We start from the raw sequence: 26895 nt of genomic DNA, 5'->3' as shown, positions 1-26895 counted from the left end.
CCCTACCGTCAGGCCGGGTCGGCCCAAGCCAGCAGGACGTCGACGGCCACCGCTTCGGTCTCGCCGACGACGAGCGGGTTTACCTCGAGTTCGCGCATCCCCGGGATGAGGGCGGCCCGGCTGATCCTTACGATCGCGTCCACCGCCGCTTCGACGTTGGTGGGTGCGGCGCCACGGTAGCCGACCAGCAGTGGCCAGCAGCGCAGGGAGCCGAGGATTTCGCGCGCGGTTGCCGAGGTCACCGGAGCCAGAGCGTGGGCGATGTCGTGGTGTATCTCGGTGTGGGTTCCACCCCAACCCACTGTGAGCACGGGTGGCCACCCATCGCGCCCGCCGTCGACCGAGACGAGGAGTTCGACTCCGGCGGCGACCTGTTGCTGGACAAGGACCGCACGCGCACCGGGCACGGTACGTGACAGGTGTGCGGCGACAGTCTCCGCGTTCGCGGCGCTCACGCCTAGTCGCACGGCACCCGCTTCGGTCTTGTGCTCCAGTTCTGGCGCGACCGCCTTGAGGACGGCGGTTCCCCCTACCTCGGCCACCGCCGCGGGGGCGTCGCGGGGGTCGTCGATCAGAACGGCGGCGGGCCGGGCGACACCGAGTGCCTTCAGCAGGTCCCAACCGTCGTGGATCGATGGTTCAGACGAGACCTCGACCTCGACCGCGGCCGGTGGCACAGGGCGCGGCGTGGCTGCGGCGAGCACACGGGTGGCCAGCGCGATCGAGGGGAAGACGGGCACGCCCGCATCCCACAACACCCGCCGTGCGTCGGCGGTCGCATCATCTCCCGCCATCCACACCACCGCGACCGGGGGTGCTCCCGGGAAGGCCTCGGTGACGGTCCGACTGAGTTCGCGTGCCAGGGCCTGCGCGGTGTCACCGACGAGCATCGTCAGCAGTATCAGGACCACATCGACCACTGGGTCCGCGCGCACGAGCGCACACACTTCTCCGAAGCCGCCGGCTCCGTCGTTGAAGAGCTGGGCGGTGACATCGACGGGGTTCCCCTCGGCGCCGAAGGCGGGCACGATCCGTGCGAGCTTCTCCCGGGTCGCAGCGCCGAGCTCCGGTACGGCCAGCCCGACGTCCGCGCAGCGGTCTACCGCCAGGATTCCGGCGCCACCGGAGCTGGTGACCACCGCCACGCGGTTGCCTCCGGGCCTGGCGCATGACCTGAGAAACATTGCGGCCATGAGCAATTCCTCGACGTCACTGACGACGACGACGCCGTGCTGACGCGAGACGAGATCGAATGCGGTGTTGTTGTCGAGCATCGCGCCGGTGTGCGAGAGGGCAGCACGGCGCCCGCTCTCGCTCTGACCGGCACGCAGGACGATGAGTGGAGTGTTTGATGCGCGCGCCTCTTCAGCGAGGGCGGCATAATCCCTGGGCGAGGGGAGCGCCTCGACGTAGATTGCCAGAACTCGTACGTCGGGTTCACTGACGAGTACCCGTCCGATCTCGGTTACGTCGATGTCTGCCTGGTTGCCTGTGCTGACCCAGGCGGTGAGGTCCAGCCCGCGAGAGGCGGCGACATCGAGGACGGCTCCGCCGATGGCGCCGCTCTGACCCACGTAGGCGATGCCGCTGCTGCCCAGGAGGGGGCGCTCACCCGCAGCGGTGAAGGTGGCGAACAGGCCGCTACGTGCCAGGTAAATGCCCTGACAGTTGGGCCCGAGCACCCTCACCCCGGTCCGAAGCGCGGCGGCAGCGAGTTCCGCCTGAAGCGTCACGCCCTCGGGGCCGGTTTCGGCGAACCCGGACGCGAACACGATGACTGCGGCCGCGCCGACTGCACCCGCCTCTTCGACGATCGTGACCGCGCGATCGGCTGGCACGAGGGACAACACAAGATCCAACTGACCGGGCACGCTCGCGAGGTCGGGATAACACGGCAGGCCCCCGAGCTCAGTATGCTTCGGATTAACTGGAATGACGCGTCCGGTGAAACCGCGATCGCGCAGCCACGTCAACGGGCGGGCCATCGGGTGGCCCTGCCGGCTGGAGGCACCGACCAGCGCAACAGAGCGCGGCGCCAGAATTCGCTCCCAATCGGTCAGTGCCGAACCCGCAGCTGTTCCGAGGCCTCGACTCACCGGGCCACCTCCTCGTAATTGCCGTCGGCGCAGGCCGGAAAGTTGGTGTTCCACGACAATACTGCACACAATTTCGTATCCAAAATTTTCGGGAACGCGCCACACAGCTCTTGAGTGCAGTCGCTTTGCTAAGCTCTCGCCGGAGGTGGCAAATGCCCGGTATCAAATCTGACACGACTGGGCGTTCCACCAGCGTCGCACGTGTCATCGATGAAATTCGCACAATGCTGCGTACGCGCGAGCTGGTCCCCGGCCAGCAGGTCCGCCAGGAGTCTCTTGCCACACGACTCGGCGTGAGCCGGATACCAGTCAGAGAGGCCCTCAAGTCGCTTGAGTCTGAGGGCGTGATGCGTCACCAGCCGCACGTCGGCTATACCGTGACCCGTCTTGACGCCGACGAACTTGCGCAGATCTACCTAATGCGTCGAGCGCTGGAAACCGAAGTCCTCCGGGCACTTCCGCGCCTATCCGGCACCCAGCTCAAAGAACTGAGCAATCTTAACGATGCAATTGGCTGCGCGGTCGAGCAAGCCAATGTCCTCGAGATCGTCACCTGCAACGAAGCGTTCCACTTCGCTATGTTCAGGCTTTCCGGCCTCGACATCGTGGTCGCTGAGATCGAACGCCTCTGGCGCTTGACCGAGCCGTACCGGACGGTGCATCTATACGACAGCGAGGCGCGCAAGCGGATCGTGCGGGAGCACCGCAAGATGATCACTGAGTTGCGGCGAGGGGACACCGAGGCGGTGGTGGCATTGATGAACACCCACCGCGACCTCACAGTGAGCGACCTCGTTGAGGCGCTGAACCCTCACCGCTGATGCTAGTGCAACTGTAGGCAAAATTGTATCCAATTTATGGACGAGTCGCCGGAGATGTCCTACACTCCTGACCGAACTCGGGTTTGCAGCAGCGGAGCGGCGACCCGTCCTCGCAGGAGACGATGATGACAGCCGAGCACACGATGACTCCGATCGACAGAGGCCGCTGATGGCCGTCCTGGTCTCGCAACTCGACACATCCTCAGAGGCCTACGCAAGCAATCGGGCGCACCAACTTGACATCATCGCTGCGCTCGACGAACAGCTCGAGCTGGCCGTCGCCGGCGGCGGGCACCGTCAGGTGCAGCGGCACCGCGAGCGGGGGAAGCTCACGGTCCGTGAGCGACTGGCCCTCCTGGTCGACCCCGATTCACCGTTCCTGGAGCTTTCAACCCTGGCGGCCTGGGGCACCGACTTCACCGTCGGAGCTTCGGTGCTGACTGGGATCGGCGTGGTGTCCGGTGTGGAGTGCGTCCTGATAGGACACGACCCGACCGTTCGCGGCGGCGCGATGAACCCCTATACGCTGCGAAAAATCCTGCGCGCCTTGGAGATCGCCCGCACCAACCGCCTGCCGGTGATCAATCTGGTGGAGTCGGGCGGCGCCGACCTGACGACACAGGCGGACCTGTTCGTACCCGGCGGCCGAATCTTTCACGAGCTCACCGAGTTGTCCTCGATGGCGATCCCCACGATCGCGCTGGTGTTCGGCAATTCCACAGCCGGTGGTGCCTATGTCCCAGCCATGTGCGACTACGCCGTGCTCGTCGATCGACAGGCGAAGGTATTCCTCGGCGGTCCGCCGCTGGTGAAAATGGCAACCGGCGAAGACGCCGACGAGGAGTCCCTCGGTGGCGCTGAGATGCACAGCCGGACCTCCGGGCTCTCCGACTACTTCGCCGCCGACGAGCGGGACGCTATCCGGCTCGGCCGTGCGATCGTCGCCCGCCTGCAGTGGCGGAAGCTCGGCCCACCGCCATCGCCGAATGCCCCACCGCCCCAATACGATCCAGAGGAGATCCTCGGGATCCTGCCCGTGGACCCGAAAGTGCCTTTCGACCCGCGCGAGGTTTTGGCCCGCACTGTCGACGGCTCGGAGTTCGATGAGTACAAGCCGCTCTACGGCACGTCACTGGTCACCGGTTGGGCCTGTGTTCATGGCTACCCGGTCGGGTTCCTTGCGAACCACCGCGGGGTGCTCTTCGGGGAGGAAGCGAAGAAGGCCAGCGAGTTCATCCTCCTCGCTAATCAGTCCGACGTGTCGCTTGTGTTCTTGCAGAACACAACTGGCTACATGGTCGGCCGGGACTACGAACAGGGCGGGATCATCAAGGACGGGGCCAAAATGATCAATGCCGTGACAAACAGCGCGGTTCCCCACCTCACTATCAACATGGCGTCGTCGTTCGGTGCCGGCAACTACGGCATGTCCGGACGCGCGTACGATCCGCGGCTGTTGTTCTCCTGGCCCGCATCGAGGGTCGCCGTCATGGGCTCTGCGCAACTGGCGGGTGTGATGTCGATCGTCGGCCGCGCGTCGGCGGCGTCCCAGAATCGTGAGTATGACGAGGAGGCCGACGCCGCGCGGAGGCAAGCGATCGAGGCCCAGATCGAGGCGGAGTCCCACAGTTTCGCCATCTCCTCGCGCGTGTACGACGACGGGATCATCGACCCCCGTGATACCCGCACGGTGCTGGGCATGTCACTTTCCGCCGTGCATTCAGGCACAGTCGCCGGCCGCCGCGGTTTCGGCGTCTTCAGGATGTGAGCCGGCACATGCCCAATAAACGCGCCATCACGAAACTGTTGGTCGCCAACCGGGGGGAGATCGCCGCCCGCGTCATGCGCACCGCGCACGACCTCGGAATCGCTACCGTCGCCGTGTATTCCGACCCCGATGCCGAGGCTCCGTTCGTCACTCTGGCCGACGAGGCGGTGCGTCTGCCCGGCGCCACGCCGTCCGAGACATACCTGCGTGGGGACGCCCTCATTGCGGCTGCTCGCAGAACGGGCGCGAACGCGATCCATCCGGGATATGGATTCCTCTCGGAGAACGCCGCCTTCGCCCAGGAATGCAACGCGGCAGAGCTGATCTTCGTCGGACCGGGGCCCAAGGCCATCGCTTCGATGGGATCGAAGCTCGAGGCGAAGGCGCTGATGCACGCCGCGGGAGTGCCGGTTCTGCCTGGGGCCACCGTCGATGCAGCCACTGACCTGGGCCTTGTCGCCGAGAGAATCGGTTTCCCGGTGCTGGTCAAGGCCGCGTTCGGAGGTGGCGGGCGAGGGATGCGGATTGTGCGGGCCGCCGCCGACCTGGCTGCCGCTGTCGACTCGGCCCGTCACGAGGCGGAAGCCGCGTTCGGCGACGGCACTGTCTTCCTCGAGCGCTTCGTCGAGGATCCTCGCCATATCGAGGTGCAGATCTTCGGCGACTCGCTCGGACAGGTCGTGCATCTCTTCGAGCGCGAGTGCTCGATACAACGCCGCTATCAGAAGATCGTCGAGGAGAGCCCCTCGCCCGCGGTCGACGACCGGCTGCGCGTCGAACTCGGAACAGCCGCCGTGGCGGCGGGCAAGGCGATCGACTACACCGGCGCCGGCACGGTCGAGTTCGTCCTCGACCGAGATGGAGCCTTCTTTTTTCTCGAAGTCAATACACGACTACAGGTAGAGCATCCGGTGACGGAGATGGTCACGGGCCTGGACCTGGTGGCGCTGCAGCTACGGATCGCCGAAGGGCACCCGCTACCGGTCGAGGCCACCGAAGCCCGGATCGACGGGCATGCCATCGAGGTCCGGCTCTACGCGGAGGATGTGCCGACCGGGTACCTGCCGTCGACGGGCACATTGCACCGCTTCAACATTCCCCCACTGCCGGGCGTGCGGGTCGATTCCGGGGTCGTCGATGGCTCCGTCGTCGGCCCGCATTACGACCCAATGCTGGCCAAGGTCATCGCATACGGTCGGACGCGGACCGAAGCCGCTCGCACACTCGCCCGTGCCCTCGCACAGGCCGAGATTCACGGGCTCACGACGAACCGAGACCAGCTCGTCGGGATCCTGCGCGACGAGGAGTTCCTTGCGGGGCACGTCGACACCGGATACCTCCAACGGCATCCCGAGCTTGTCGCGGCGGAGCCCTGTGCCGCCGAACGGATTCACGCAGCTGCGGCAGCCCTGAGTCGCCAGGCCGAGCACCGCGCGGGGGCAGCGGTGCTCGGCGGGCTACCGTCGGGCTGGCGCAACGTCTGCGGCCCCCCACAGACCGTCACCTATACCTGTGGCGATCGGGCGCTCGAGGTCACATATGCATTCGGGCGCTCGGGACCGGCCGGTCCGGTGGTCGACCTTGCCGTCAACGGGGAACCGCTCGACGTCGGCCTGCTCACCGCCTCCCCAGGGCTGGTCACCCTCGAGGTTGAAGGAGTGCGCCGGTCGTACCGGGTGCATCGGGCCCAGGGGCAGACCTTCGTCGACGGGCCGGACGGCTCGAGCGCATTCACCGACGTGCCCCGCTTCGCCAACGCGGCCGCAGCCGCACCCGCCGGGTCACTGATCGCGCCGATGCCCGGGGTAGTCGTGCGGGTACTGGCGGACGCCGGTGACGCGGTAGTCGCCGGACAGCCACTCATCGTGCTCGAGGCCATGAAGATGGAACACACCGTCGTAGCACCGGTCGACGGGGTGGTCACGCAGCTTTCTGTGGTATCCGGCGACCAGGTCGCGACGCGGCAGGTGCTCGCCATCATCGACGATGCCCCTTCGAGCACGTGACAGGAGTTCGGTAATGAGTCACGTTTTGTCGCACCGTGCGGACCGACCGGTCCGGATCGGCAACTGTTCAGGTTTCTACGGTGATCGCCTGACCGCGGCACGAGACATGCTGGATGGCGCCGGGCCGGGCATCGACGTCCTTTCCGGCGATTACCTCGCCGAGCTCACGATGCTGATCCTGGCCAAAGCCCAGGCCGCGGATCCCGCAGGCGGGTATGCGAAGACGTTTCTGGCCCAGATGCGCGACGTCCTTGCAGACTGTGTAGCCCGCGGCGTCAAGGTGGTGTCGAACGCGGGTGGGCTCAATCCGGCTGGTCTCGCCGCCGCGATCGAGGACCTCGGCACCGGTGCGCGCGTCGCCTACGTCGAGGGCGACGATCTGCGCGGTGCTCTGGCGGCGATCACCCCCTCCGTCACCGGGAAGCCGCCGGTCTCCGCCAACGCTTACCTCGGGGGATGGGGCATCGCCGAGGCGCTCTCCGCCGGCGCCGACGTCGTCGTCACCGGGCGGGTCACAGATGCATCGCTGGTCGTCGGACCGGCTGCGTGGTGGCACGGATGGGACCACGAGGCATTCGATGAGTTGGCGGGCGCCGTGGTAGCCGGTCACGTGATCGAGTGCGGACCCCAAGCCACCGGCGGGAACTATGCGTTTCTCGACGAGATCACCGACCGCCGCTACCCGGGATTCCCGATCGCCGAGGTCGCCGCCGACGGCACCTCGGTGATCACCAAGCACCCCGACACCGGCGGCCTGGTCTCGGTCGGGACCGTCACCGCGCAGCTCCTGTACGAGATCGGTGCGCCGGCATACTTGGGGCCGGACGTCACGGCCCACTTCGACACGATCCGTCTCGCCGAGATCGGTGAGCACCGAGTCGCGATCACCGGTGTCCGCGGAAGTCCACCTCCGCCCACCCTCAAGGTCGCCCTCAATGAATTTGGCGGCTACCGGAACACGATGACGATCGTCCTGACCGGGTTGGACCTGGAGGCCAAGGCCGCACTCGTGCAGGACCACCTCTTTGCGGCACTCGGGGGTCGCGAGCGGTTCGCCGAGGTCGACGTGCGACTGCTGCGTTTCGATCACCCGGACGCTCCGAGCAACGTGGAGGCCACCGCGCACCTGCAGGTCACCGTGAAGGACCCGGACCCGCGTGTCGTGGGCCGCGCTTTCTCGAACGCGACGATGGAAATCGCCCTGGGCGGCGTCGCAGGCTTCCACACGACAACGCCGCCGACCGCGGAGTCGGCCTTCGGGGTGTACCGCGCAGCGGCGGTACCGCGTACCGCAGTAGTCCACACCGTCGTCCTGCCTGACGGCGAGCGACGCACGGTGGGGGACCCGCCGACAGCCGTGGGCGCCCCCGCTGTCGCCTCACCCCCCGCCGCCGCGGCGCCGCGGCCGGAGACGACCGGACCCACGGTGCGCCTGCCGTTGGGCACCATCGTGGGTGCCCGCTCGGGTGACAAGGGTGGCGACGCGAACATCGGGCTCTGGACACGGACCGACGCCGAGTATGCCTGGCTGCGGAGCTTCCTGACTGTCGAGCGGGCACGTGACCTACTCGGAAAGGAATCCGCGAACCTCGAGCTACAGATTTACGAGTTCCCCAACCTGCGTGCGCTCAACGTTGTGGTCCAGAACCTGCTCGGCGACGGCGTCGCGTCCTCGACCCGTCCCGATCCACAGGCCAAGGGTCTCGGGGAGTACCTCCGCAGCCTCCTGGTCGATATTCCACGCGCCCTGGTGGAGTAGGCGACAGCGCCCGACCGCCATCAGTCGATGACACCCGCGAGAGGACGACGAATGAAGTTTCCGGACGAACGGGACGGGCGCTTGACCGGCGCCCCACACCGGGGATGCAGTCTGAGGATCGATGCACGGCTACGCAACGACCTCGCGACCGCCGCGGAGGACATCCGCGCCTGCGAGGAGGTCGGTTACGACGGCGGCTGGAACACCGAGAACATGGCCGACCCTTTCCTGGCGCTCACTCTGGCTGCCGAGCATTCGTCCCGGGTCGAAATCGGTCCGTCGGTGGCGATCGCATTCGCCCGGACTCCAATGACCGTTGCCTATCCCGCGTGGGATCTCCAGCGATTCTCCGGCGGACGGCTCGTGCTCGGCCTCGGCAGCCAGATTCGTCCACACATCACTCGAAGATTCGGCATGCCCTGGTCGCGGCCGGTGGCGCGGATGCACGAGTTCGTCAGGGCGCTGCGAGCCATCTGGCACGCGTGGGACACCGGGGAAGGACTCGAACATCGCGGTGAGTTCTACGACCACTCGCTGATGACCCCCGCCTTCACCCCGAAGCCCAACCCGTACGGGCCGCCGAAGGTGTTCCTCGCCGCTGTCGGACCGCAGATGCTGCGCACCACTGCCGAGGTTGCCGATGGATTGTTTGTGCACTCGTTCTGCACGGATCGCTATATCCGTGACGTAATTCTTCCGGCGACCACCGCACACCGGCCGCCAGGAGCCGCTCCGTTGGAGATTGCACATTCCCCGTTCGTGGCGCTCGACGAGCAGGACCGCGAAGCGGTGCGAAGGCAGATCTCATTCTACGGTTCAACGCCCGCCTACCGGCCGGTCCTCGAACTGCACGGCTGGGGTGATCTGCAGGACGAACTGAATGTGCTGTCCAAACAAGGCCGTTGGGACGAGATGGTGCCCCTGATATCCGACGAAATCTTGGATGCCATGTGTGCAGCGGGCACCGTGGGGCAGGTGGCAGAGACCTTGCGGACCCGGTTCGACGGGCTCGTGCACCGCATCAGGTTCAACCGACCCGGTGACATCCCGCCTCCGCAACGCTTCGCTGAACTCGTGGACGCCATGCGTGCGGCGTGACCGGCGTCAGGTGCGAAACACGGTCCGGTTCGCAAGCAGGCCCTCGATCCGGGACTGGGAATAGCCGATTCCGCGCAGCACATCCACGGTGTGCTCACCCCGCAGTGGCGGTCGTTCCGGTCTCGGAGGAGCGGCGGAGCCGAAGCGCGGTGCCGGCGCTGGTGCTTCGACTCCGTCGACCTGAATCAGCGCATTTCGCGCGGCGTGGTGCGGATACATCGCCAACTCGTCGCGGCGCAATACCGGAGTCACACACGCGGGTACACCGGCGAATTCCTCAAGCCATTCCGCTTGTGTCTTGGTGGCGAAGACAGCCGCAAGTTCTCGTTTGAGAAAGGGCCAATCAGCCTCCCGCCGCTCACGCCACTTGTCCGACTCGGACAGCCCGAGCGTCGTGACAAGCGCCAGCCAAAACTTGTCCAACAATGCACCCACCGCAATGTGGCGATGGTCCGCCGTCTCATAAACCTCATAGAACGGCGCTCCCGAGTCCAGCAGATTCGTTCCCCTGGGGCCACCGGGTTCGAATGCGTACGACGCCGACATGAGCAGCATCGCACCGTCACACATCGAGGCATCGACGACCTGTCCCCGCCCCGATCGCCGTGCTTCGACAACTGCGGCAAGCGCGCCGACGACAGCCAGCATCGCCCCACCCCCGTAGTCGCCGACCAGGTTCAGCGGCGGTGTCGGCTTCTGCCCCTTGCGGCCGACGGCATCGAGCACGCCGGACACCGCAATGAAATTGATGTCGTGGCCGACTTCCGTGGCCATCGGCCCGTCCTGTCCATAGCCGGTCAGTCGCACGTAGACCAGAGCCGGATTACGCGTCAGACAGGGCTCTGGACCGATGCCAAGACGCTCAGCGACGCCGGGCCGGAAGCCCTCGATCAAAATCTCGGACTCGGCGACCAGATCCAGCACGACATCGCTGGCGCCCTTGGCTCGCAGGTCCAGCCCGAGCGAGACCTTGCCCCGCCCAAGGACATCCGCGCGAGAACGGGCCTCTTCTGGCACCGCGGGCCCCATCGGGCGGTCCACGCGGACCACCGAGGCGCCCAAATCGGCGAACATCATCGCGGCGAAGGACACCGGGCCCATCGCCGCGAGTTCCAGCACGCGCACCCCGGTCAACGGCCGCGGCCGGCTGCCGCCATCCGGATCGTCTGAGCCCATGGTGCGCGCTAGTCGATGACCTGTGAGTCGACGAACTCGACCCAGTTTCCGTCGGGATCTTCGACGATGACCATGCGCCGGCCCGGTTCGTATTCCGTGATCGGCACGACGATGGGTATGCCTGCCGCTTCGCAGGCGGAGACCACCTCGTCCACATCTGACACCGAGATCGTCCAATACCTGCACCCGGTGGAGGCGTAAATACCGCCGGCAGGAGAGCGCGCCGGAAGCGGCTTTCGCAGTGCGAGCAGCTTCACGGTAGAAGTCCCACACTGGAGCCGGTAGCTCATACCGCCGGCGATGCTGGTCTCCCCGACGCACGAAAGGCCGAGCTGGTCGCGATAAAACCGCAGCATCGGCTCGGCATCGTTGGTGACGATGCCGATGTCCAGGGAATCCTTGGTCAGCCTCATGTGCCGCTCAACCCGCCATCGACGAAAAGCGTTCCCGCCGTTGCGAAAGCCGATTCATCGGATGCAAAGAACAGCAGGGCGCCTGCAATGTCTTCCGGGCTCGCCGGTCGCTTCGCCGGGGTCGCCTGGACAGCGCCAGCAAACATCTCCGGCGGGATCGCCCGGGCGAGCGGTGTGTCGATCACACCTGGGCTCACAGCGTTCACGCGAACACCGGCTGCGGCGTACTCGACGCCGAAGGCGCGTGTCAACGAAACCAACGCCGCCTTGCTCGCGGCGTAGGCCGCCAAGAAAGGCATGGCCTTCTCCGTAGACGCGGAGGTGATGTTGATGATCGAGCCGCCACCGCCGTCGATCAGGATCGGGATCGCAGCACGCATCGCGTAGAACGGGCCAAGGAAGTTGACATCGAATACCCGCTGCATGTTGGCGTCCGAGATCTCGGCGGCGGGAGTCAGATCCCCATCGACCCCAGCGCAATTGACCAGCACATCAAGCGTGCCGAACTCGGTGACAGCCGTGTGGATCAGGGCTTCGACCTGGTCGCGCTGCGTAACATCGACAGACACGGCCACCGCAGTTGGTCCGATCTGATCGGCGACGTCACGCTCCTGGCCGGAGATATCTCCGAGCACGACTCGGGCGCCCTCGCGGCTGAACAACTCAGCGGTCGCGCGTCCCAAACCTGAACCGGCCCCGGTAATCACGGCAGTTTTGCCGGCTAATCTCTGCATCAACGGATTCGCTCCATACGTCTGGGTGTTGGTATCGAACAATGGCAACTTGGCTTGAATCGTGGATGTCGCTTGAATCGTGAATGTCGCTTGAATCGTGAATGTCTTTGTCGCGTCATCCGACCATCGTCATTCCGCCGCTGACGCTGATTACCTGACCGGTGATGTATGCCGCGGCCGGCGAGGCCAAAAACACGATCATTGGGGCGACGTCTTCTGGCCGGCCGAGCCTTCTCATCGGAATCGACCGCTCACGCGAGTCGTTTCCGGAGCCGACGATGGAACGCATCAACACGGTGTCGATTACTCCGGGACACACGCAGTTCACCGTGACCTGGTGCCGTGCGCCCTCACGGGCCAGCGACTTGGTCAGTGCGATGACCGCGCCCTTGGCGCTTGAGTAGAGCGCCTCGTGGTAACTGCCTACTCGCCCGGCCTCGCTCGCGACATTGACGATGCGCGCGCCTCCGGGCATGTTGATCATGTCGCCGAAGAACTGGTGGGTCACGAGCAGCGTGCTGACGAGATTGACATCTAGAACCCGCTTCCAGTACAGCGGATCCGTTTCGGTGAAGGGCATCGGCCGGTCCCAGCCAACGTTGTTGATGAGAATCGTCGGCGGGCCGAAACCCGCGACGATCTCCTCCTTCGCGACACGCACCTCTTCGTGAGAGGTGACGTCGGCGATGAAGGCACCGATGTTGGCATCAGGCCCTAGGCTGTTGACCGCGACCGCCATGGCGGCACGATTGCGATCGAGGATGGCAACCGTTGCGCCACACTGGAGAAGCGTCTCGACGACGCCGAGTCCGATTCCAGACGCGCCACCGGTGACGACGGCGATTTCGCCTTTGAGATCGATCATCGATACTCCCATTTCGTTGTTGAATAACCTTGCGATCCACTCGTCACCACATCCGCAACCGTTCGCTACACAATCGCTATGGGGTTAACCGGAGAACCGGTACCGCCCGTGATCTGCAAGGGGCTCACCGTGAAGAGAAACTCCCACCGTCGTTCCTCGGCGCAGACGGCCGCAAGCCGCGACAGATCTAGGTTGTCGAGCAGGTGAAGGCCCATCGCGACGAGACAACAGACGTGAATGGGCAGGGGCCAGCCGTTGGTGTTGGGCGGCATGATGTCATTGGCCCCGTCGTTACCGAGCAGGACGAGGTCGCGTTCAGCCAACCACGGGATGCATTCCGCGTCGAGGCCGGCGAGGCCGTGACCGACATCCCATAGACCCATCGCCTCCCGACGCTTGTCCCGGCCGGTGGACACCAGCAGAATGTCGCCTCGGCCGACAATCACACCCTCGGCATCGCACGCGGCGTCCAGATCGTTCGGTGTGACTGCTTCGCCCGGTTCGAGCCACTCGACGCCGCGGACGCGGGGAATGTCCAATAGCACGCCACGAGAGCAGATGCCGCCGGCCGCCGCGATCACCGAATTCTTGCAGGCCCCGGTACTCATGACCTCCGATGCTAGGAAGCCGTTGTACATGACGCCGTGGTGGAAGACGTGGCACAGGGCGTCGAGATGCGACACTCCCAAGCCGTGGAAAGCGAGACCAATGTAGTCGATCGACGCTTCAGCGCCTTCGACACCGGTCCCATGACGCGCATCTCCCGCGAGAATCATCATGTGCTGCGCTGGCACCGGATTCTCAACGGAAGGGACCACCGGGAGCACTCGGCCGCAATTCACAGTGCGCCCCAGCACTTTTCGGGTGGCTTGTGCGGTGTGCTCAGGCGTCAACAGGTTCAGAGTCCCACGTTCATCGTCGGTGCCCCAACGGCCCCAGTTCTTGACCTGCTCAAACAGCTCTTGCATACGGCTGTCGCTGACACGTTCCACCGTGACCTCCCGGTCAGTTGATATTGATAGTCGGATCTAGTTCTTTTCTGTTGCATTGCAGGGCTTTCGATCGGATGTCGGCCATTGGTGGTCGTCCGAGACTTGTCCGGCGACGAGGCCGAAAGGGACGATCCACGACGCCGAGGACCGGAGGTTGGCATTGATCGCCACCTTCGATGCGCGTATAGCGCGTTGGTTTCCCTTCGCGAGTCGGACAGCGAGTTCCATTGCTGCCGACTCCGGGTCGTCATCGACCACGAAGTTGACGAGGCCCAGCCGCTCAGCCTCTACAGCTGAGATGGTGTCGCCGGTCATCAGGTAGTACTTCGCCCAGTTTGGGCCGGCGAGTGCCGGCCAGATCAGCTGCGCACCGTCGCCTGCTCCCGCTCCGATCAAGGCATGGGTATCGGCGAACGTTGCGTGGCGGTGGGCGTAGACGACGTCACACAGGAATGCCAACGTCACACCCAGTCCGCGAGCGGGACCGTTCACAGCGGCGATGACCGGCTTGTCGCAGGCCAACATGTTGTCCACGACCTGGCGACCCACCTTGTACGTGGTCGCCTCGGGTCGGGTGTCCATCGGGTCTCGAAGGTCGCCGCCAGCGGTGAAGGCGCGGCCGGCGCCCGTGATCACCAAAATATTGACGTCAGGATCCAGATCCACATCGAGCGGAAGCCGCGAGATTTCGTTGTGTAGGCGATCATTGATTGCGTTCAGGCGGTCAGGGCGGTTAAGTCTTGCCAAGAGCACACCGTCGCTGTGCAAAGCGAGTTCAATATGTTCATAACAAGATTGATCGATCATCGATCTTCTCCTGTAGTCAGTCGCCGGGTCGCCAGATCACCGGGAATCGCGGATGGTCGAGTGGTTCACCGATATCGACCACCTGCTCGATACCGCCGCGAACTAAGCCGGTGTACACGACGTCCTCCGGTATATAGAGGTTGATCAGATTCCATCGTGGTTCGTCGGTGAAGTTTCCCGGCGACTCGTGCACGGTGAGCATCGTGTGGGCCGTGGCATCACCCGGCATCAGGTGCAGCGGCTCGGATTTCGGACAACGTTCGGCGAGGTCCGGATACACCTCGAGCAATGGCCGGCCGTTCGGTGAAAGATTGCCCTCCTTGTCGCGCCAGCCCAACGGGCCTTCGTGATGGGATCCGCTGTAGAAGCGCAGCGAACCGCGCTCGGGTGGGATCTCGTTGAGCGCGATCCAGAAGTTGACGTACCCCATCCGGTCGAAGACTGCGGCGGAGAAGTCCTGGTGCGGGGGCGCTGGCTCGGACTTCCGCCCGCCCGCAGGATGCCTGCACACGACCTGATCACGCATGTACCGAACGCCGACATCGCGCCGTACGCCGAGCGCGTGGGCGGCCTTGCCGACCGCGGGATCGAATGCGACAGACCGAAACGGCTCGATTCCTTCGTAGCCGGGAAGTTGGTATTCGGAGAACCAGCTGAAGTCGATGTCGACTCCGCGGCGGGCGGTGTGGCCGGTTCCGTCAGGTCCCAGCAGCCTCTTGGCGCCCTCAAGCAGCTCCGCCGCGACGTCTGTCGGTAGGAAGTTGTCGAGCTTGACCCATCCGTTCTCTCGGAAGGATGCACTTTCCTCGACCGTGATTTCTCGCACACCTGTGGTGGGAGCGCTCATGTCGTGCCTTTCTCGTGTGGATGATCTGTGCACAGGGGCGGTCGTCTCGGCCGCGCTGATGATGTGTTCTGGGAATGCCGCTACCGTCAGCTGGCCGTGCCCGTTCCTCGGTTGGCGCGCTCGCGAAGCTCCCTTCTGAGTACTTTTCCTGACGCAGTTCGCGGCAGTTGGTCGATGAACTCGATCTCTTTCGGCACCTTGTACCGAGCGAGGTATTCGGACGCGAAGAGCTGTAGCGTCGCGGCATCCACGGCGTGCCGCCGGACCACGTATGCCTTTGGTACTTCGCCCCACTGCTGACTTTTCATTCCGACCACCGCCGCTTCGATCACGGCGGGGTGCTCGGCCAGGACACATTCGATTTCAGCCGGATAGACGTTCTCGCCTCCGGAGATGAGCATGTCTTTGATCCGGTCCTTCAGGAAGAGATATCCATCCCGGTCGAAGTAGCCGGCGTCGCCGGTGTGGAACCAGCCGTTCGCGTCGACGCAAGGATCGACGGCACCGTCGCTGCCCCAATACCCCAGCATCATCGCTGAGGACCGGACGCAGATCTCGCCCACCTCGCCGGCTGCGACAGGGTTTCCGTCCGGGCCGAGGACCTCTGTGTCCATTCCCGGTGTACGGCGGCCGACCGACATCATTCGCTCGGCTTTGTCGACACCGTGGTCGTCTGGTCCGAGGAGACAGATGATGGAGTGTTCGGTCATTCCGTAGGTCTGGGTGAACCTGCAGCCGAAGGTCTCCATACACTGCTTCAGCAAGGCCTGTGACATCGGAGCAGCGCCGTAGTAGATGTATCGGAGCCCGCTGAAGTCGACTCCAGCAGTGCGTGGGTTGGCCAGGATCATCTGCAGCATCTCGGGCACGGCGACGAAGGCCGCCGCCGAATGGGCCTCGATAGCATCGAGCACGTCATCCGGCGTGAACTTCGGCATCAGAATGATCGTTGCCCCCTGCAATGTCACCCAGAACGGGAACAGTGAGCCACCGACGTGGAAGTTGGGCATGGGGCAGAGGATCGATTCGCCGTTCGCCCACCACAGCGGGCGGCCCGGGACCTGATGTGCGAGACGCAGCATCTCCGTGAAGGTCCTGTGCGGGATCACCGCCCCTTTCGGAAAGCCGGTCGTTCCGCTGGTATAGACCTGGATGACCGGATCATCAACGGAGACATCGACATTGATGGGGTCGCTGCCGCGCGCATCGCGCCACTGCGCGTAATCGTCTTCTCCGGCACCGCCGATGACGCGAATCCGCGTTGCGGTCGTTCCCTGCGTCGCCTCCTGCGCGAGAGTGAGCATCGCGGCGTCGGTCACGAATGTCTTGCTCCCGCTGTTCTTCAGGATGAACCGAACTTCGGGGGCGGTGAGACGATAGTTGACCGAGACCAAGACGATCCCCGCTTTGGCGCAGCCGTAGAGCATTTCGTGAAAGAACTCCGAGTTGTTTCCCATGAATGCAACCCGGTCACCGGGAGCCACGCCGTCGGCCAGCAGCGCCGAAGCGACGCGATTCGACCGCTCGTCCAGCTCGCGAACGCTCGTCCGTCGATCCTCACACCAGATCGCCACAGCGTCAGGTTCGCGTTCGGCGCGTGCTGTCAGAACAGAGTGGATGGTCTGAGCACGCGTAGCCGTTGAAGTGCATGTAGCCGTTGAAGTGTTTGTCATCTCCACTCCGTTGCATGGTTTTCGATCATTTCGCTGGCAACCGCAATCCGCCGTCGAGCCTGATGACTTCGCCGTTGAGGTACGGATTCAGCACGATGTGCACCACTAGGTCTGCGAACTCCGCGGGATGGCCGAGTCTCTGGGGTTGGGGGACGGACCTGGCGATATCCGCAGGCAGACCGGCTGCTTTCGGAGTCGCGAACAGCCCGGGTGCGATGGTGCATATCCGTATTCCCGCCGGTGCCAGGTCGCGTGCGGCGGGCAACGTCATCGCGGCAACGCCACCTTTGGCGGCCGCGTACGCCACCTGGCCCACCTGCCCGTCGTAGGCCGCCACGGAGGATGTGTTGACGATGACGCCACGTTCATCGTTGACGTCGGGCTCGTTTCTGGTCATCTCCGCCGCCACCAGTCGCATCACATTGAACGGCCCGTAGATTCCTTCCTTGACGATGCGATCGAAATCCCCGAGCGGATGCACCGCCCCGAATCGATCAACCAGGCGTCGCGAGGCGGAGACACCGGAGATCGACACGGCCGTTCGCACCGGGCCGTACCGGCGGGCGGTATCACACACCCGCGCTACCTGAGCCTCGTCGGTCCAATCGTTCTTCACGAAGACGACGTCGCGGTCGTAGCCCTGATCGTCCGGCCCGGCGACAATGACGGTCGCGCCGTGCCTCCGCAGCGCGGCATGGGTGGCCGCCCCGAGTCCGGAAGACTCGTCAAAGACGATTGCCACCGTGCCATCGAGCGTCACTGTCCATCAGCCTTTCGAGAAGTCACAATCCATGGGCGCATTCTTGCCTGTTCAGCCTTGGGTAAGCGCCTCTCCGAGGGCCTCGACGCTGCTGATGTATTCCTCGACCATGTCGAGAAGTAGGCGCGCAGATTTGTTGATTCGCCCGAACTGCCCGATGACTTGCCCTGCGGGGTAGGTCAGAAGATCGAGTCCACCGCCTTCCCTGAGGCGTGCGGCCCGTTCGATGCGGCGCAGCGCATCCTCGACCAAGATGCCCTGCTGCGGCATGGGCAGCGGCCTCGGCGAATCCTCTGCTTCCCACAGATCAGACCAGGTCGAGCGTAGAATTCGGCACGGTTTGCCGGTGAGTGAGCGGGATCGAACGGTTCGCCACGAATCAGCGTCGATGAGTTTCTGCTGCATCTCCGGGCTGAGGTCGGATTCCTCAGTCATCAGCCACATCGAACCGGTCCAGACCCCTGCACCGCCGAGGGCCATTGCCGCCGCCATTTGTCGACCATTCGCGATGCCACCAGCCACGAGAACCGGGATGGGGGCGACCGCGTCCACCACTTGTGGCGCCAGCACCATGGTGGATACCTCACCGACATGCCCGCCGGCCTCCGAACCCTGGCACACGATGATGTCTGCGCCTTCGGCCACGCTGCGGATTGCGTGTTGGGGTTTGCCGGCGAGGGCGGCGATCAGTCGCCCTTCGGCATGCGCTCGTTCCACCACGTGGCGCGGCGGCGAACCCAGCGCGCTTGCGATCAACTTGCAGTTGGGATGCCGGTAGACAACTTCAAGTGCTTCGTCGTAGTCGCCGTAGTCGATGCCGCGGTAGGTCGGACGTTCCTCGTCGGTTACCTCGGGGACGACCGAGATGCCGTGTCGGCTCAGTATGTCGTCGACGAATATCCGATGCTCCTCGGGCACATCCTCGAAAGAGGAGTCTGCCGAGGACGTGGAAGACCGCGTCGGGAAGGCGAAGTCGATTCCGTATGGCGCATCGCCACAATTCTGGTCGATCCAGTCGAGTTCGACCTCCACCTCCTCGGCGGTGAACGCGCTCGCGCCCAGTACGCCGAGACCACCGTTTGCAGATACCGCAGCCACGACGTCACGGCAGTGGCTGAAGGCGAACACCGGGAACTCGATGCCGAAGGTCTTTGCGATGTTTGTGGTGTTCACTTCAACAGAGCCTCGCCGTGGTGGGAACGATCTGACTCCGGTTTGCGCCGCGTGGTGAGGATGAACCCCTGGTATCCCTTCTTGGCGATGTCCGAGCACAAGTTACGGAAGTAGCCGAAGTGGCCCCAGTAAAAGACGTACGCGCGTTGCTTCCCTGGAATGTTCGCGCCATTGATCCACGAGTCAGCGCGCGAAATCATCGACTTCTCGGCTTGCTCGTTCACCTGTCGCATCCACTCCTTCTCCGCCTCCGGGTTGGCCTCGATCTCGTCGATGTCGTTGTCCCTCAGGTGGTTGATGCAGTCCGAAATCCATTCCACATGGGTCTCGATGGTGAGGGGCAAGTTCCCGAGGGTGCTCCCCGGTCCGGTGATCGTGAACAGGTTGGGAAAGCCGGCGGTTTGCAGGCCGAGATAACCCGAGGGTCCCTCCCGCCAGGCGTCGTTCAGTCGCAGCCCACCGCGGCCGCGGAAATCGATGCCGAAGTACGGCCCGGTGACCACGTCAAACCCAGTGGCCAGGATCAGGATGTCGATCGGGTGTTCGGCGTCGGATGTGCGCACCCCGGACGCGGTCAGCTCGATGATCGGCGTCTCGTTGACATCGACCAGTGTCACGTCATCACGGTTGTAGGTCTCGAAGTAGTCCGTGTCGACGATCGGTCTCCGGGACATGAATGGGTGCTGCGGTATGAGCTTCTCGGCGAGCGCCGGATCCTTGACGGTCTGGCGGATCTTTTCGCGGATGAAATCTGAGACGGTGCGGTTGGCTTCTTCGTCGGTGACCAGATCACGGAAGGAACCGTTGGCAAACCGAACTCCGCCCTGGCGCCATAGATTCTCGTAGATCTCCTGCCGCTCTTCGTCGGACACCTCCATCGCGCGCTTTCCGTTGTGCTTCCACGGAAAGCCGCTCGCCGAAACCTTTGCGTGTTCCCAGATCTCGTCGTAGTTGGCCTTCACCTCGCGCCAGAAGTTTTCGTCGACCGTCTCGTGGCGCGCGGGGATGCTGTACTGGGGGGTTCGCTGAAATACGGTGAGATGGTTCGCCTGCGAGGCGACGACGGGGATGCATTGGACCCCGGACGAGCCCGTTCCGATCACCCCGACCCGCTTTCCGCTGAAGTCGACCGGCTCGTGCGGCCACGATCCCGTGTGGAACCACTGTCCACCAAAGTTCTCCAGCCCTGGAAGGTCAGGCACATAACGGGCGATCGACATGTGGCCGATACCAGTGATCAGGAACCGAGTCGACACGGTCTCTCCGCTATCGGTGGTGACTGTCCAGCGCGCATTCTGCTCGTCGTACTCGGCGGCGGTGACGCGAGTATCGAAGGTGATGTCGCGGCGCAGGTCGTGGCGGTCAGCGACGTGCTCGAGGTAGCGCAGCAGTTCCGGCTGGGCGGGGTACTTGCCGCCCCACTGCCACTCCTGCAGCAGCTGCCGGTCGAACGAATAGCAGTAGACGAAACCGTCGGAGTCGCAGCGGGCGCCCGGGTAACGGTTGTAGTACCAGACGCCGCCGACTCCACCGGCGGCCTCGAACACACGCACCTGAAGCCCAAGGTGATCGCGGAGCCGATGAAGCATGTATAGCCCTGCGAAACCAGCGCCTATCACCACCGCGTCCAGTACCGTGTCAGCACGGTTGTTCACGTCTCTCATGTCGGCGAACACTAGGAATCGCCGTAAATTGCGGTCAACGACTGGTGCCGATCAGCGGCACAGCCCGACGAAATCGACTGTGCGGTAGTCTCGCCGCCATGCTTGAGTTCCGGCGTGACTGCGAACATCCCGTAACAGCGCGACCAACGACTGCCTGACGGTGACTAACGATTTGCCGCAGTCGGTTCTCGGGAGGGCTTTCATGCTCCTGGATCTGATTGCCGCGGCACCCGAACCTATGGGTTCGAGTGAACTCGCGCAAATCACCGGGCTGCCCAAATCGACGGTATTTCGATTGGCCCGGCAACTGGTCATGCTGGGGGCGTTGCGCCAGGGTAAGGGTGGCTACCAGATCGGGCTGACCCTCTTCGAGATTGGTAACCGGCACTACCCATCCGACGTCAAGGAAGCCGTGCAGCCCTACCTGGCGGACCTTTGCCGCGCCACCGGACTCACGGTGCAGGCAGGGCTGTTGGACGGCGCCGATGTCGCATACCTGGAAAGGCACGTTCCCAGACATGGCGTTGCAACTGTGCGCCGCACCGACTTTCGTGTGCCCGCACGTCGGTCGGCCGCGGGCAGGGTGCTGCTCGCAGCACTGTCGCCACGCAAGCTCACCGCGTTACTCGGTGATGCAGATGCTCAACCGAGGGGTCTGACCGCCCGGGATCAACGTCTGCTGACTCAGCTGCACCAGGTCCGGCAGGACGGCTACGCACTCGAGCAGGGTGAGATCGACCCGGCGTTGGCATCGGTTGCCGTTCCGATACCGGTCCCCGGCTCGCGGGTCGTCCACTCTGCGCTCGAGTTGCGCGGATCGCGTGAAACATTGCGGCCCGATCAGGTGCTGAGCGCGGCCAGGATCACCGCCTCCGCGATAGCCAGGGTCGCGTCACGCGCCCAAGCGCGGCCGCGATGATTAACCTGGAACAGGCTGGAACGTCATGGGCCGAGGAGTCAGGCCCAACCGGTCTGATCGAAGCCGATAAGCGCGTCCCACAGGTTGCCGCCGCGTGCGGTGTTCAGTGCGACACTGCCGAGCCGTCGGCTATACCGCCCGGTGCTGCCGAACTCACCGATCCAGCTGAGCGCACGGGTGGTCGACGACCACAGTTGGTGCTCGATGGTGACACCGATGGCGCCGTGTAGCTGGTGCGCGACGGTGGCGACCGATGGGACCACTCGGCCGAGCGTCACCTTGGCGATCGTGACCGCGTAATCGGCTTGCGCACTGGCAAATCCGTGATCGGCAGTGGCGGCGACCGCTAGCGTCGTGGTAGCCCTGGCACGCTCGATCTCGCCGGCCATTCCGGCTAAGGCGTGCTGCACCGCCTGGAACTTGCTTAGCGCACGGCCAAACTGGACGCGGTCGCGCGTGTGCGCAACGGATAGTTCGGCTGCGGCATCGAGTGCGCCGATGGTCTGCACACAGCGAGCCCATGCGCCGCGTCGCGTCAACTCGTCGGCGACCGAGGCGTCGAGGATGTCGAACGACGTTGCCGGCAAATCGAAAGCGACGACGTCACGTGGTTCGCCCGCCAGATTGTGGCCATCGGTGATGGTGATGTCGCCGTCCGAGACGCGCCGGACCAGCAGACCGGTGGGTGCTGGCACCGCCAGCAGCACGGCATCGGCGGCGCGGGTCCACGGCACATCGCGAGCCGTGCCGCTCACCCGATCCTGGTTCACACCCGTGAAGGCGTCGGCTATCGCGACGGTCAGTGGTCCCACCTCGGGCAGGTCGATACCGGCCTGCGCACCAAGCCAGGCGGCGAGGATATCCGTTTCCGCGACGGGGACCGCCCCGGAGTGCCGCGCCAGCCCGCGGAGCACGATGGCAGATTCGGTGGGGCCCGCACCGAGGTCTGACGTACTGGTGAGCCGGGTCAGCCCGGTCTGCTCCAGATTGCGCCACAGGACATCGTCGAACGTCTCGGGTATGCCCCGGTGTCCGCGACGGGCGTCGACGGACTGTGCACCGAGGTCATCCACTAGCTCCCGGAGCTGCGTCTCCTCGTCTGTTGCTGCGCCCGTGGCGAACACACCACCGGCCAATACGCTCATTGCACTGCCTTTCTCTTGCTCGCTGGAGCGCTCATCGCAGGCCCATGCCGCGCGCGACCACTCCGCGCAGCACCTCGTTGGTTCCCCCTCGCAACGTGAACAGCGGCGAGTGAAGGGTCGCGCTGTTCAGCAGCGCCTGCAGCTCGGACGTCAACGGTTCGGTCCCGTCGCGGTAATCGATCAGCTCTCGAACCAGCTCGACGGAATCCTGTTCGAAGCGGGTGCCCAGGTCTTTGACGAGGGCGGCTTGATTCGCGGCCGAGCCGCCGGTGGACAGGACCCGTGCCACCGACACCGACAGCTGACGGAGCGAAAGCAACCGCGCGAGTAGCTCGCCCACTGCGCCCTGGGTGCGGCCCTCGACATCGCCTGACGTGGCCAGCATCTCGATCGCTGCGAGGATGAGGGCGGTGGTGGACAGGATGCGCTCAGGGCCACTGCGCTCAAACGAGAGCTCGGAGGTGACCTGGTGCCAACCGTTGCCGAGTTCGCCGAGCACGTCGGCGTCGGCTACGAAGACGTCCTCGAAGCTCGTCTCGTTGAAGTGGTGCTGGCCGTCCATCATGACGATCGGATCAATTGTCAGTCCCGCAGAATCAGTGGACACCAGGAACTGGCTGAACCCCGCGTGGCGCGTCTCGGGATCGAGGGAAGCCGTCCGCGCGAGCACAACGATCTGGTGTGCGTGGTGGGCCCCGCTGGTCCATGTCTTTCGGCCGTTGAGTACCCAGCCGCCGTCGACCCTGGTGGCACGGGTGGCACAGGCGGCCAGATCCGAGCCGGCCCCGGGTTCGCTCATCCCGATCGCGGAGAAGAACCGCCCTGCCGCGATTCGGGGCAGAATGCGTTGTCGCTGCTCGTCGTTGCCGTACGACAGCAACGCGGGCGCAACCTGGCGGTCGGCAATCCAGTGCGCCGCCACGGGCGCGCCTGCCACGAGCAGCTCTTCGGTCACGACGTATCGGTGCAGGTGACTGAGGCCGCGGCCCCCGTACTCGGGCGGAATAGTCAGACCCAAATAGCCGGCATCGCCCAGCCGCGCGCTGAACGCCTCGTCCCAGTGCGACAGCCAGGCGTCCACGGACGGTCTCCACCCGAACTCTTCACGATCGGCGACCAGGAACTCGCGGATCGAGGTACGCAATTTGGCCAGCTCTGGTTCGTTGGCACACAGCGCGTCGAATTCGCTCATATGTTGCTCAGTCTTTCGGCCGTGGGCAGCGCATCGTCTTCTGCCCGCTTCGCGACGATCAGGTTTCAACTGACGGTCTTCACCGTTCATCCACGCCTGTCAGAACCCCATCGAGCGGCTCGTCAGGTCCTTCATGATCTCTGACGTTCCACCGTAGATTCGCTGCAGTCGCGCATCGCGCCACAACTGCGCGATCTCGTATTCGTTGATATATCTATATCCGCCATACATCTGCAGACAGCGGTCCAGATCTGCCACTGCACCTCGGAGGTGCACCATTTCAGGGCGGCTGCATCCTCCGCGGTCAGCTCACCGGCGTTGAGCGCCAGGACGTACTGATCCAGATAGATCTGGGCCGCAACGAGTTTGGTCTGCATCTCCGGCAGGAAATGGCGGCTGACCTGATGTGTGCCGATAGGTTGGCCGAAGGCCGTCCGTTCGAGCGCATAGGACTTGATGAATCCACGCCCTCTATGCGCAGAAGGTGAAGCAGCAGCACAAGCGATTTCGACGTGCTCTTTCGAAAGATGCGACTCATCTGTGGTGAGATCGCAGAGGTAAAGCACCAAAATGTCATTGTGCACGCCCAGTCTGATCCCGATCGCCCCCGTCGCGAACATCGCCTCGGCGACGATTTGCTTGAACCAGAAGTCGTCGACACCTAGGCCGTCATGCGCCTCGGGCAGGGCCCAGTCGAGCAACCCGTGCTCGCTAGCGGCTTCCCACGCCTCACGGCTGACCTTGCCATCACGTTCCCATTTCGCGGTGTTCGGGACGCACTCGCACTCGAAAAACGCACGGGCGGCGGCCCGAAAGTCGTCGTGAAACTCACCGACAATGTTCCGGCGCATGCTGAGACTGTACACATACCGATGCTGGCGGCCAGTTAGCAATCCACGAATTGACCTGCTGTGAAACAGCATTCGGCGATATGAGCTACATCGACGCAGTAGTCACCGGCTTCACGGGCTGAGGCAACGGACCTTCACTTGGCCAGTTCGCCCCTCTGCGATGCAGTCGGATGCAGATCTAGCAGCATTCGAAACGCGAGTCTTCCAGTAGTCGCTGAGACTTTCTCTCAGGGTTCAGTAAGCGGCCGTGCCACTGAATGGCACACGCCGTTGACCACTGTCGGCGCAGATTCCTACCGTCTGCGCCATGAGAGACCCGAACGGCAGCGGTGATCAGCGTCGAGGGGGCGCTGATGGGGCTGCTCGCGCGAACTACCAGCTGGCCAGGGAAACACCCGCCATCTGTACGCCTCGGTCACACATACGGAGAGGTTGATCAATGACGGCGAGCGTGCACAGCTCCGAGACTGAGAACGCGAAATCGGCAGACTACGAAGTACTGATCGTAGGCGCTGGCGTCACCGGGCTGTACCAGCTGCACCGTGCCCGGGAGCACCGTTGGTCGGTCCGCCTGCTTGAGGCGGGATCAGGGGTTGGAGGTACGTGGTACTGGAATCGCTACCCGGCAGCACGGACCGACTCCGAGGCATACACCTACGGATACTTCACGCCGAAGGAGCTTCTGGCGGAGTGGAATTGGACCGAGCACTTCGCATCTCAGCCGGAGCTGGAAGCCTACTTCAACAAGTTCGTGAACGACTATGACCTTCGAAGAGATATCGAGTTCGACGCCCGCGTCGTTTCCGCTGTCTACAGCGAGGTCGGCTCCCTGTGGACGGTGACGACCTCGAATGGGAAGAAATTCACTGCAACGTATCTAATCGCGGCCAGCGGCGTTCTCTCCGTACCCTTCTACCCTTCCTTTCCAGGAACAGACACCTTTCGGGGACTGACCTGCCACACCGCGACGTGGCCCCGGGATGGGGTCGACCTGGCCGGCAAGCGGGTCGCCCTTATCGGCACGGGATCCAGTGGCGTGCAATTGGTGCCGGCGATCATCGATGAAGTCCAGTCGTTGACGGTATATCAAAGGACGCCGAACTGGGCTATGCCCCTGAACAATTGCGCACTCTCGGCTGCCGAACAGGAGGAGATCCGATCCGGTTACCCCGCCCTGTACGAGCGACTGCAGAGGACCTCCGGCGGGTTCTTACACGAGGACGCGACCAAGAACGCGTTCGATGACACCGTTGAGGCTCGGCGTGCGCATTATGAAGATTTGTGGAATGGGCGCGGAATGCGCGCCATGTTCAGTACGTACGCTGACGTGCTCACCAATCCGGCGGCGAATGCGGACTTCAGCGAGTTCCTCGCGCAAAAAATCCGCTCGATCGTGAAAGACCCAGAGACGGCGGACAAGCTTATTCCAAAGGATCACGGCTTCGGGATGAAACGACCACCGCTGGAGACCGGCTACTACGAGGCCTACAACAAGCCGAATATCGAACTCGTAGATCTCCGAGAGAATCCCATACTCCGGTTCACCACCACGGGCATTGAATCTGCAGACACGACGCGTGAGTTCGATGTCATCATTTACGCAACCGGATTCGACGCGTTCACCGGGGCCCTGACCCGAATGGGAATCCGCGGGCTCAACGGTGTATCTCTGGAGAAGTATTGGGCGGAGGGCCCGTTCACCTATCTCGGCGTGGCTGTTCCGGGGTTCCCCAACCTCCTGATCGACAGCGGACCGCACGGCACTTTCGGAAACATCCCACGCTCGGCCGAGGTCCAGGTCGACTTCGTCACCGGGCTCGTCAACCATGCGCGATCGAACGGCTTCAATCTCATCGATGCCGCAGAAGCAGCCGCCGAGGACTGGACAGCGCACGTGTACGAAGGGGCGCAACACTTCGCCCAGTCCGCCGGCTCTTGGTACGTGGGTGGCAATATTCCCGGCAAGGCCAAGAAGTTCCTTCCCTACAGTTGGGGCATTCCCATCTATCGCGAGAAGCTCAACGAAGTTGCGAACAACGGATATCGCGGCTTTCGTTTTGCGCATGTCGCCGCGGAGGCGGCAGTTTCCTGACCCCGGCCTGCCCTTGCCCCGGATGATCGCCGGTGAGCGGGATC

The 26895-nt window shown here is 64.1% G+C and carries 21 protein-coding genes and 1 pseudogene; 7 read left to right on the top strand and 15 right to left on the bottom strand.

Annotated features, from left to right (window positions below):
* Nucleotides 1-8: 8 nt before the first annotated feature.
* The gene (locus G6N43_RS29255; RefSeq protein WP_197745397.1) at nt 9-2096 is read right to left on the bottom strand and encodes an acetate--CoA ligase family protein; all 2088 of its coding nucleotides are present in this window, start codon (nt 2094-2096) and stop codon (nt 9-11) included.
* Nucleotides 2097-2248: 152 nt separating this feature from the next.
* Here G6N43_RS29255 and G6N43_RS29250 point away from each other — a divergent pair, with 152 nt between their 5' ends.
* The 5 genes from G6N43_RS29250 (at nt 2249) to G6N43_RS29230 (ending at nt 9548) form a co-directional block, all read left to right on the top strand.
* On the top strand, nt 2249-2917 hold the full coding sequence (locus G6N43_RS29250) for a GntR family transcriptional regulator (RefSeq protein ID WP_083156417.1): 669 nt from the start codon (nt 2249-2251) through the stop codon (nt 2915-2917).
* Nucleotides 2918-3083: 166 nt separating this feature from the next.
* Entirely contained in the window at nt 3084-4685 is a 1602-nt protein-coding gene (locus tag G6N43_RS29245; RefSeq protein WP_272937668.1) for an acyl-CoA carboxylase subunit beta, read from the top strand.
* Between the two features lie 8 nt (nt 4686-4693).
* Nucleotides 4694-6691, top strand: a complete 1998-nt coding sequence (locus tag G6N43_RS29240) for an ATP-binding protein (protein ID WP_083156420.1) — start codon at nt 4694-4696, stop codon at nt 6689-6691.
* Between the two features lie 13 nt (nt 6692-6704).
* Complete coding sequence (locus G6N43_RS29235) at nt 6705-8450, top strand: acyclic terpene utilization AtuA family protein (protein ID WP_083156422.1); 1746 nt, start codon at nt 6705-6707, stop codon at nt 8448-8450.
* A 51-nt stretch (nt 8451-8501) separates the two neighbouring features.
* Nucleotides 8502-9548, top strand: coding sequence for a TIGR03617 family F420-dependent LLM class oxidoreductase (locus G6N43_RS29230; protein ID WP_083156423.1), 1047 nt, complete (start codon nt 8502-8504; stop codon nt 9546-9548).
* Nucleotides 9549-9554: 6 nt separating this feature from the next.
* Here G6N43_RS29230 and G6N43_RS29225 read toward each other — a convergent pair whose 3' ends face one another.
* The 11 genes from G6N43_RS29225 to G6N43_RS29175 form a co-directional block, all read right to left on the bottom strand.
* A complete protein-coding gene (locus tag G6N43_RS29225; protein WP_083156425.1) occupies nt 9555-10724 on the bottom strand; it encodes a CaiB/BaiF CoA transferase family protein in 1170 nt (389 codons plus the stop codon).
* Between the two features lie 8 nt (nt 10725-10732).
* Nucleotides 10733-11137: a VOC family protein gene (locus G6N43_RS29220; protein ID WP_083156426.1), complete on the bottom strand. Its 405-nt coding sequence runs from the start codon at nt 11135-11137 to the stop codon at nt 10733-10735.
* Nucleotides 11134-11919 carry an SDR family NAD(P)-dependent oxidoreductase gene (locus tag G6N43_RS29215; protein WP_197745396.1) on the bottom strand — a complete coding sequence of 262 codons (786 nt, stop codon included), beginning with the start codon at nt 11917-11919 and terminating at the stop codon, nt 11134-11136. The genes G6N43_RS29220 and G6N43_RS29215 overlap by 4 nt, the downstream gene beginning before the upstream one ends.
* Before the next feature lie 67 nt (nt 11920-11986).
* A complete protein-coding gene (locus G6N43_RS29210; protein WP_163658262.1) occupies nt 11987-12736 on the bottom strand; it encodes an SDR family NAD(P)-dependent oxidoreductase in 750 nt (249 codons plus the stop codon).
* Between the two features lie 65 nt (nt 12737-12801).
* Nucleotides 12802-13728 carry a cyclase family protein gene (locus tag G6N43_RS29205; protein ID WP_083156431.1) on the bottom strand — a complete coding sequence of 309 codons (927 nt, stop codon included), beginning with the start codon at nt 13726-13728 and terminating at the stop codon, nt 12802-12804.
* A gap of 36 nt (nt 13729-13764) precedes the next feature.
* A complete protein-coding gene (locus tag G6N43_RS29200; protein ID WP_083156432.1) occupies nt 13765-14535 on the bottom strand; it encodes an enoyl-CoA hydratase-related protein in 771 nt (256 codons plus the stop codon).
* 16 nt (nt 14536-14551) lie between these two features.
* Nucleotides 14552-15382, bottom strand: coding sequence for a phytanoyl-CoA dioxygenase family protein (locus G6N43_RS29195; RefSeq protein ID WP_083156434.1), 831 nt, complete (start codon nt 15380-15382; stop codon nt 14552-14554).
* A gap of 86 nt (nt 15383-15468) precedes the next feature.
* A complete protein-coding gene (locus G6N43_RS29190; RefSeq protein ID WP_234810235.1) occupies nt 15469-16956 on the bottom strand; it encodes a long-chain-fatty-acid--CoA ligase in 1488 nt (495 codons plus the stop codon).
* A gap of 124 nt (nt 16957-17080) precedes the next feature.
* A complete protein-coding gene (locus G6N43_RS29185) occupies nt 17081-17815 on the bottom strand; it encodes an SDR family oxidoreductase (RefSeq protein ID WP_083156437.1) in 735 nt (244 codons plus the stop codon).
* 51 nt (nt 17816-17866) lie between these two features.
* Nucleotides 17867-18943, bottom strand: a complete 1077-nt coding sequence (locus tag G6N43_RS29180; protein ID WP_234810236.1) for a nitronate monooxygenase — start codon at nt 18941-18943, stop codon at nt 17867-17869.
* Between the two features lie 41 nt (nt 18944-18984).
* Entirely contained in the window at nt 18985-20652 is a 1668-nt protein-coding gene (locus G6N43_RS29175; RefSeq protein ID WP_083156499.1) for a flavin-containing monooxygenase, read from the bottom strand.
* 202 nt (nt 20653-20854) lie between these two features.
* Between G6N43_RS29175 and G6N43_RS29170 the strand changes: the two genes are divergently transcribed.
* Nucleotides 20855-21571 carry an IclR family transcriptional regulator gene (locus tag G6N43_RS29170; protein ID WP_083156440.1) on the top strand — a complete coding sequence of 239 codons (717 nt, stop codon included), beginning with the start codon at nt 20855-20857 and terminating at the stop codon, nt 21569-21571.
* Nucleotides 21572-21609: 38 nt separating this feature from the next.
* Here G6N43_RS29170 and G6N43_RS29165 read toward each other — a convergent pair whose 3' ends face one another.
* The 3 genes and pseudogenes from G6N43_RS29165 to G6N43_RS29155 all read right to left on the bottom strand — a co-directional run bounded on the left by G6N43_RS29165 (nt 21610) and on the right by G6N43_RS29155 (nt 24759).
* On the bottom strand, nt 21610-22716 hold the full coding sequence (locus tag G6N43_RS29165) for an acyl-CoA dehydrogenase family protein (RefSeq protein WP_083156441.1): 1107 nt from the start codon (nt 22714-22716) through the stop codon (nt 21610-21612).
* 31 nt (nt 22717-22747) lie between these two features.
* Nucleotides 22748-23908, bottom strand: coding sequence for an acyl-CoA dehydrogenase family protein (locus G6N43_RS29160; RefSeq protein ID WP_083156443.1), 1161 nt, complete (start codon nt 23906-23908; stop codon nt 22748-22750).
* Between the two features lie 99 nt (nt 23909-24007).
* Nucleotides 24008-24759 (bottom strand): annotated as a pseudogene (locus G6N43_RS29155) (acyl-CoA dehydrogenase family protein).
* A 439-nt stretch (nt 24760-25198) separates the two neighbouring features.
* Here G6N43_RS29155 and G6N43_RS29150 point away from each other — a divergent pair.
* Nucleotides 25199-26851 (top strand): flavin-containing monooxygenase, encoded by a 1653-nt coding sequence (locus tag G6N43_RS29150; protein ID WP_083156444.1) that lies wholly within the window; start codon nt 25199-25201, stop codon nt 26849-26851.
* Nucleotides 26852-26895: the final 44 nt, after the last annotated feature.

This window comes from Mycolicibacterium moriokaense, assembly GCF_010726085.1.
Classification (GTDB): Bacteria; Actinomycetota; Actinomycetes; order Mycobacteriales; family Mycobacteriaceae; genus Mycobacterium; species Mycobacterium moriokaense.
The sequence above is the reverse complement of the archived record's forward strand: the minus strand, read 5'-3'. Positions and strand labels throughout refer to the sequence as shown.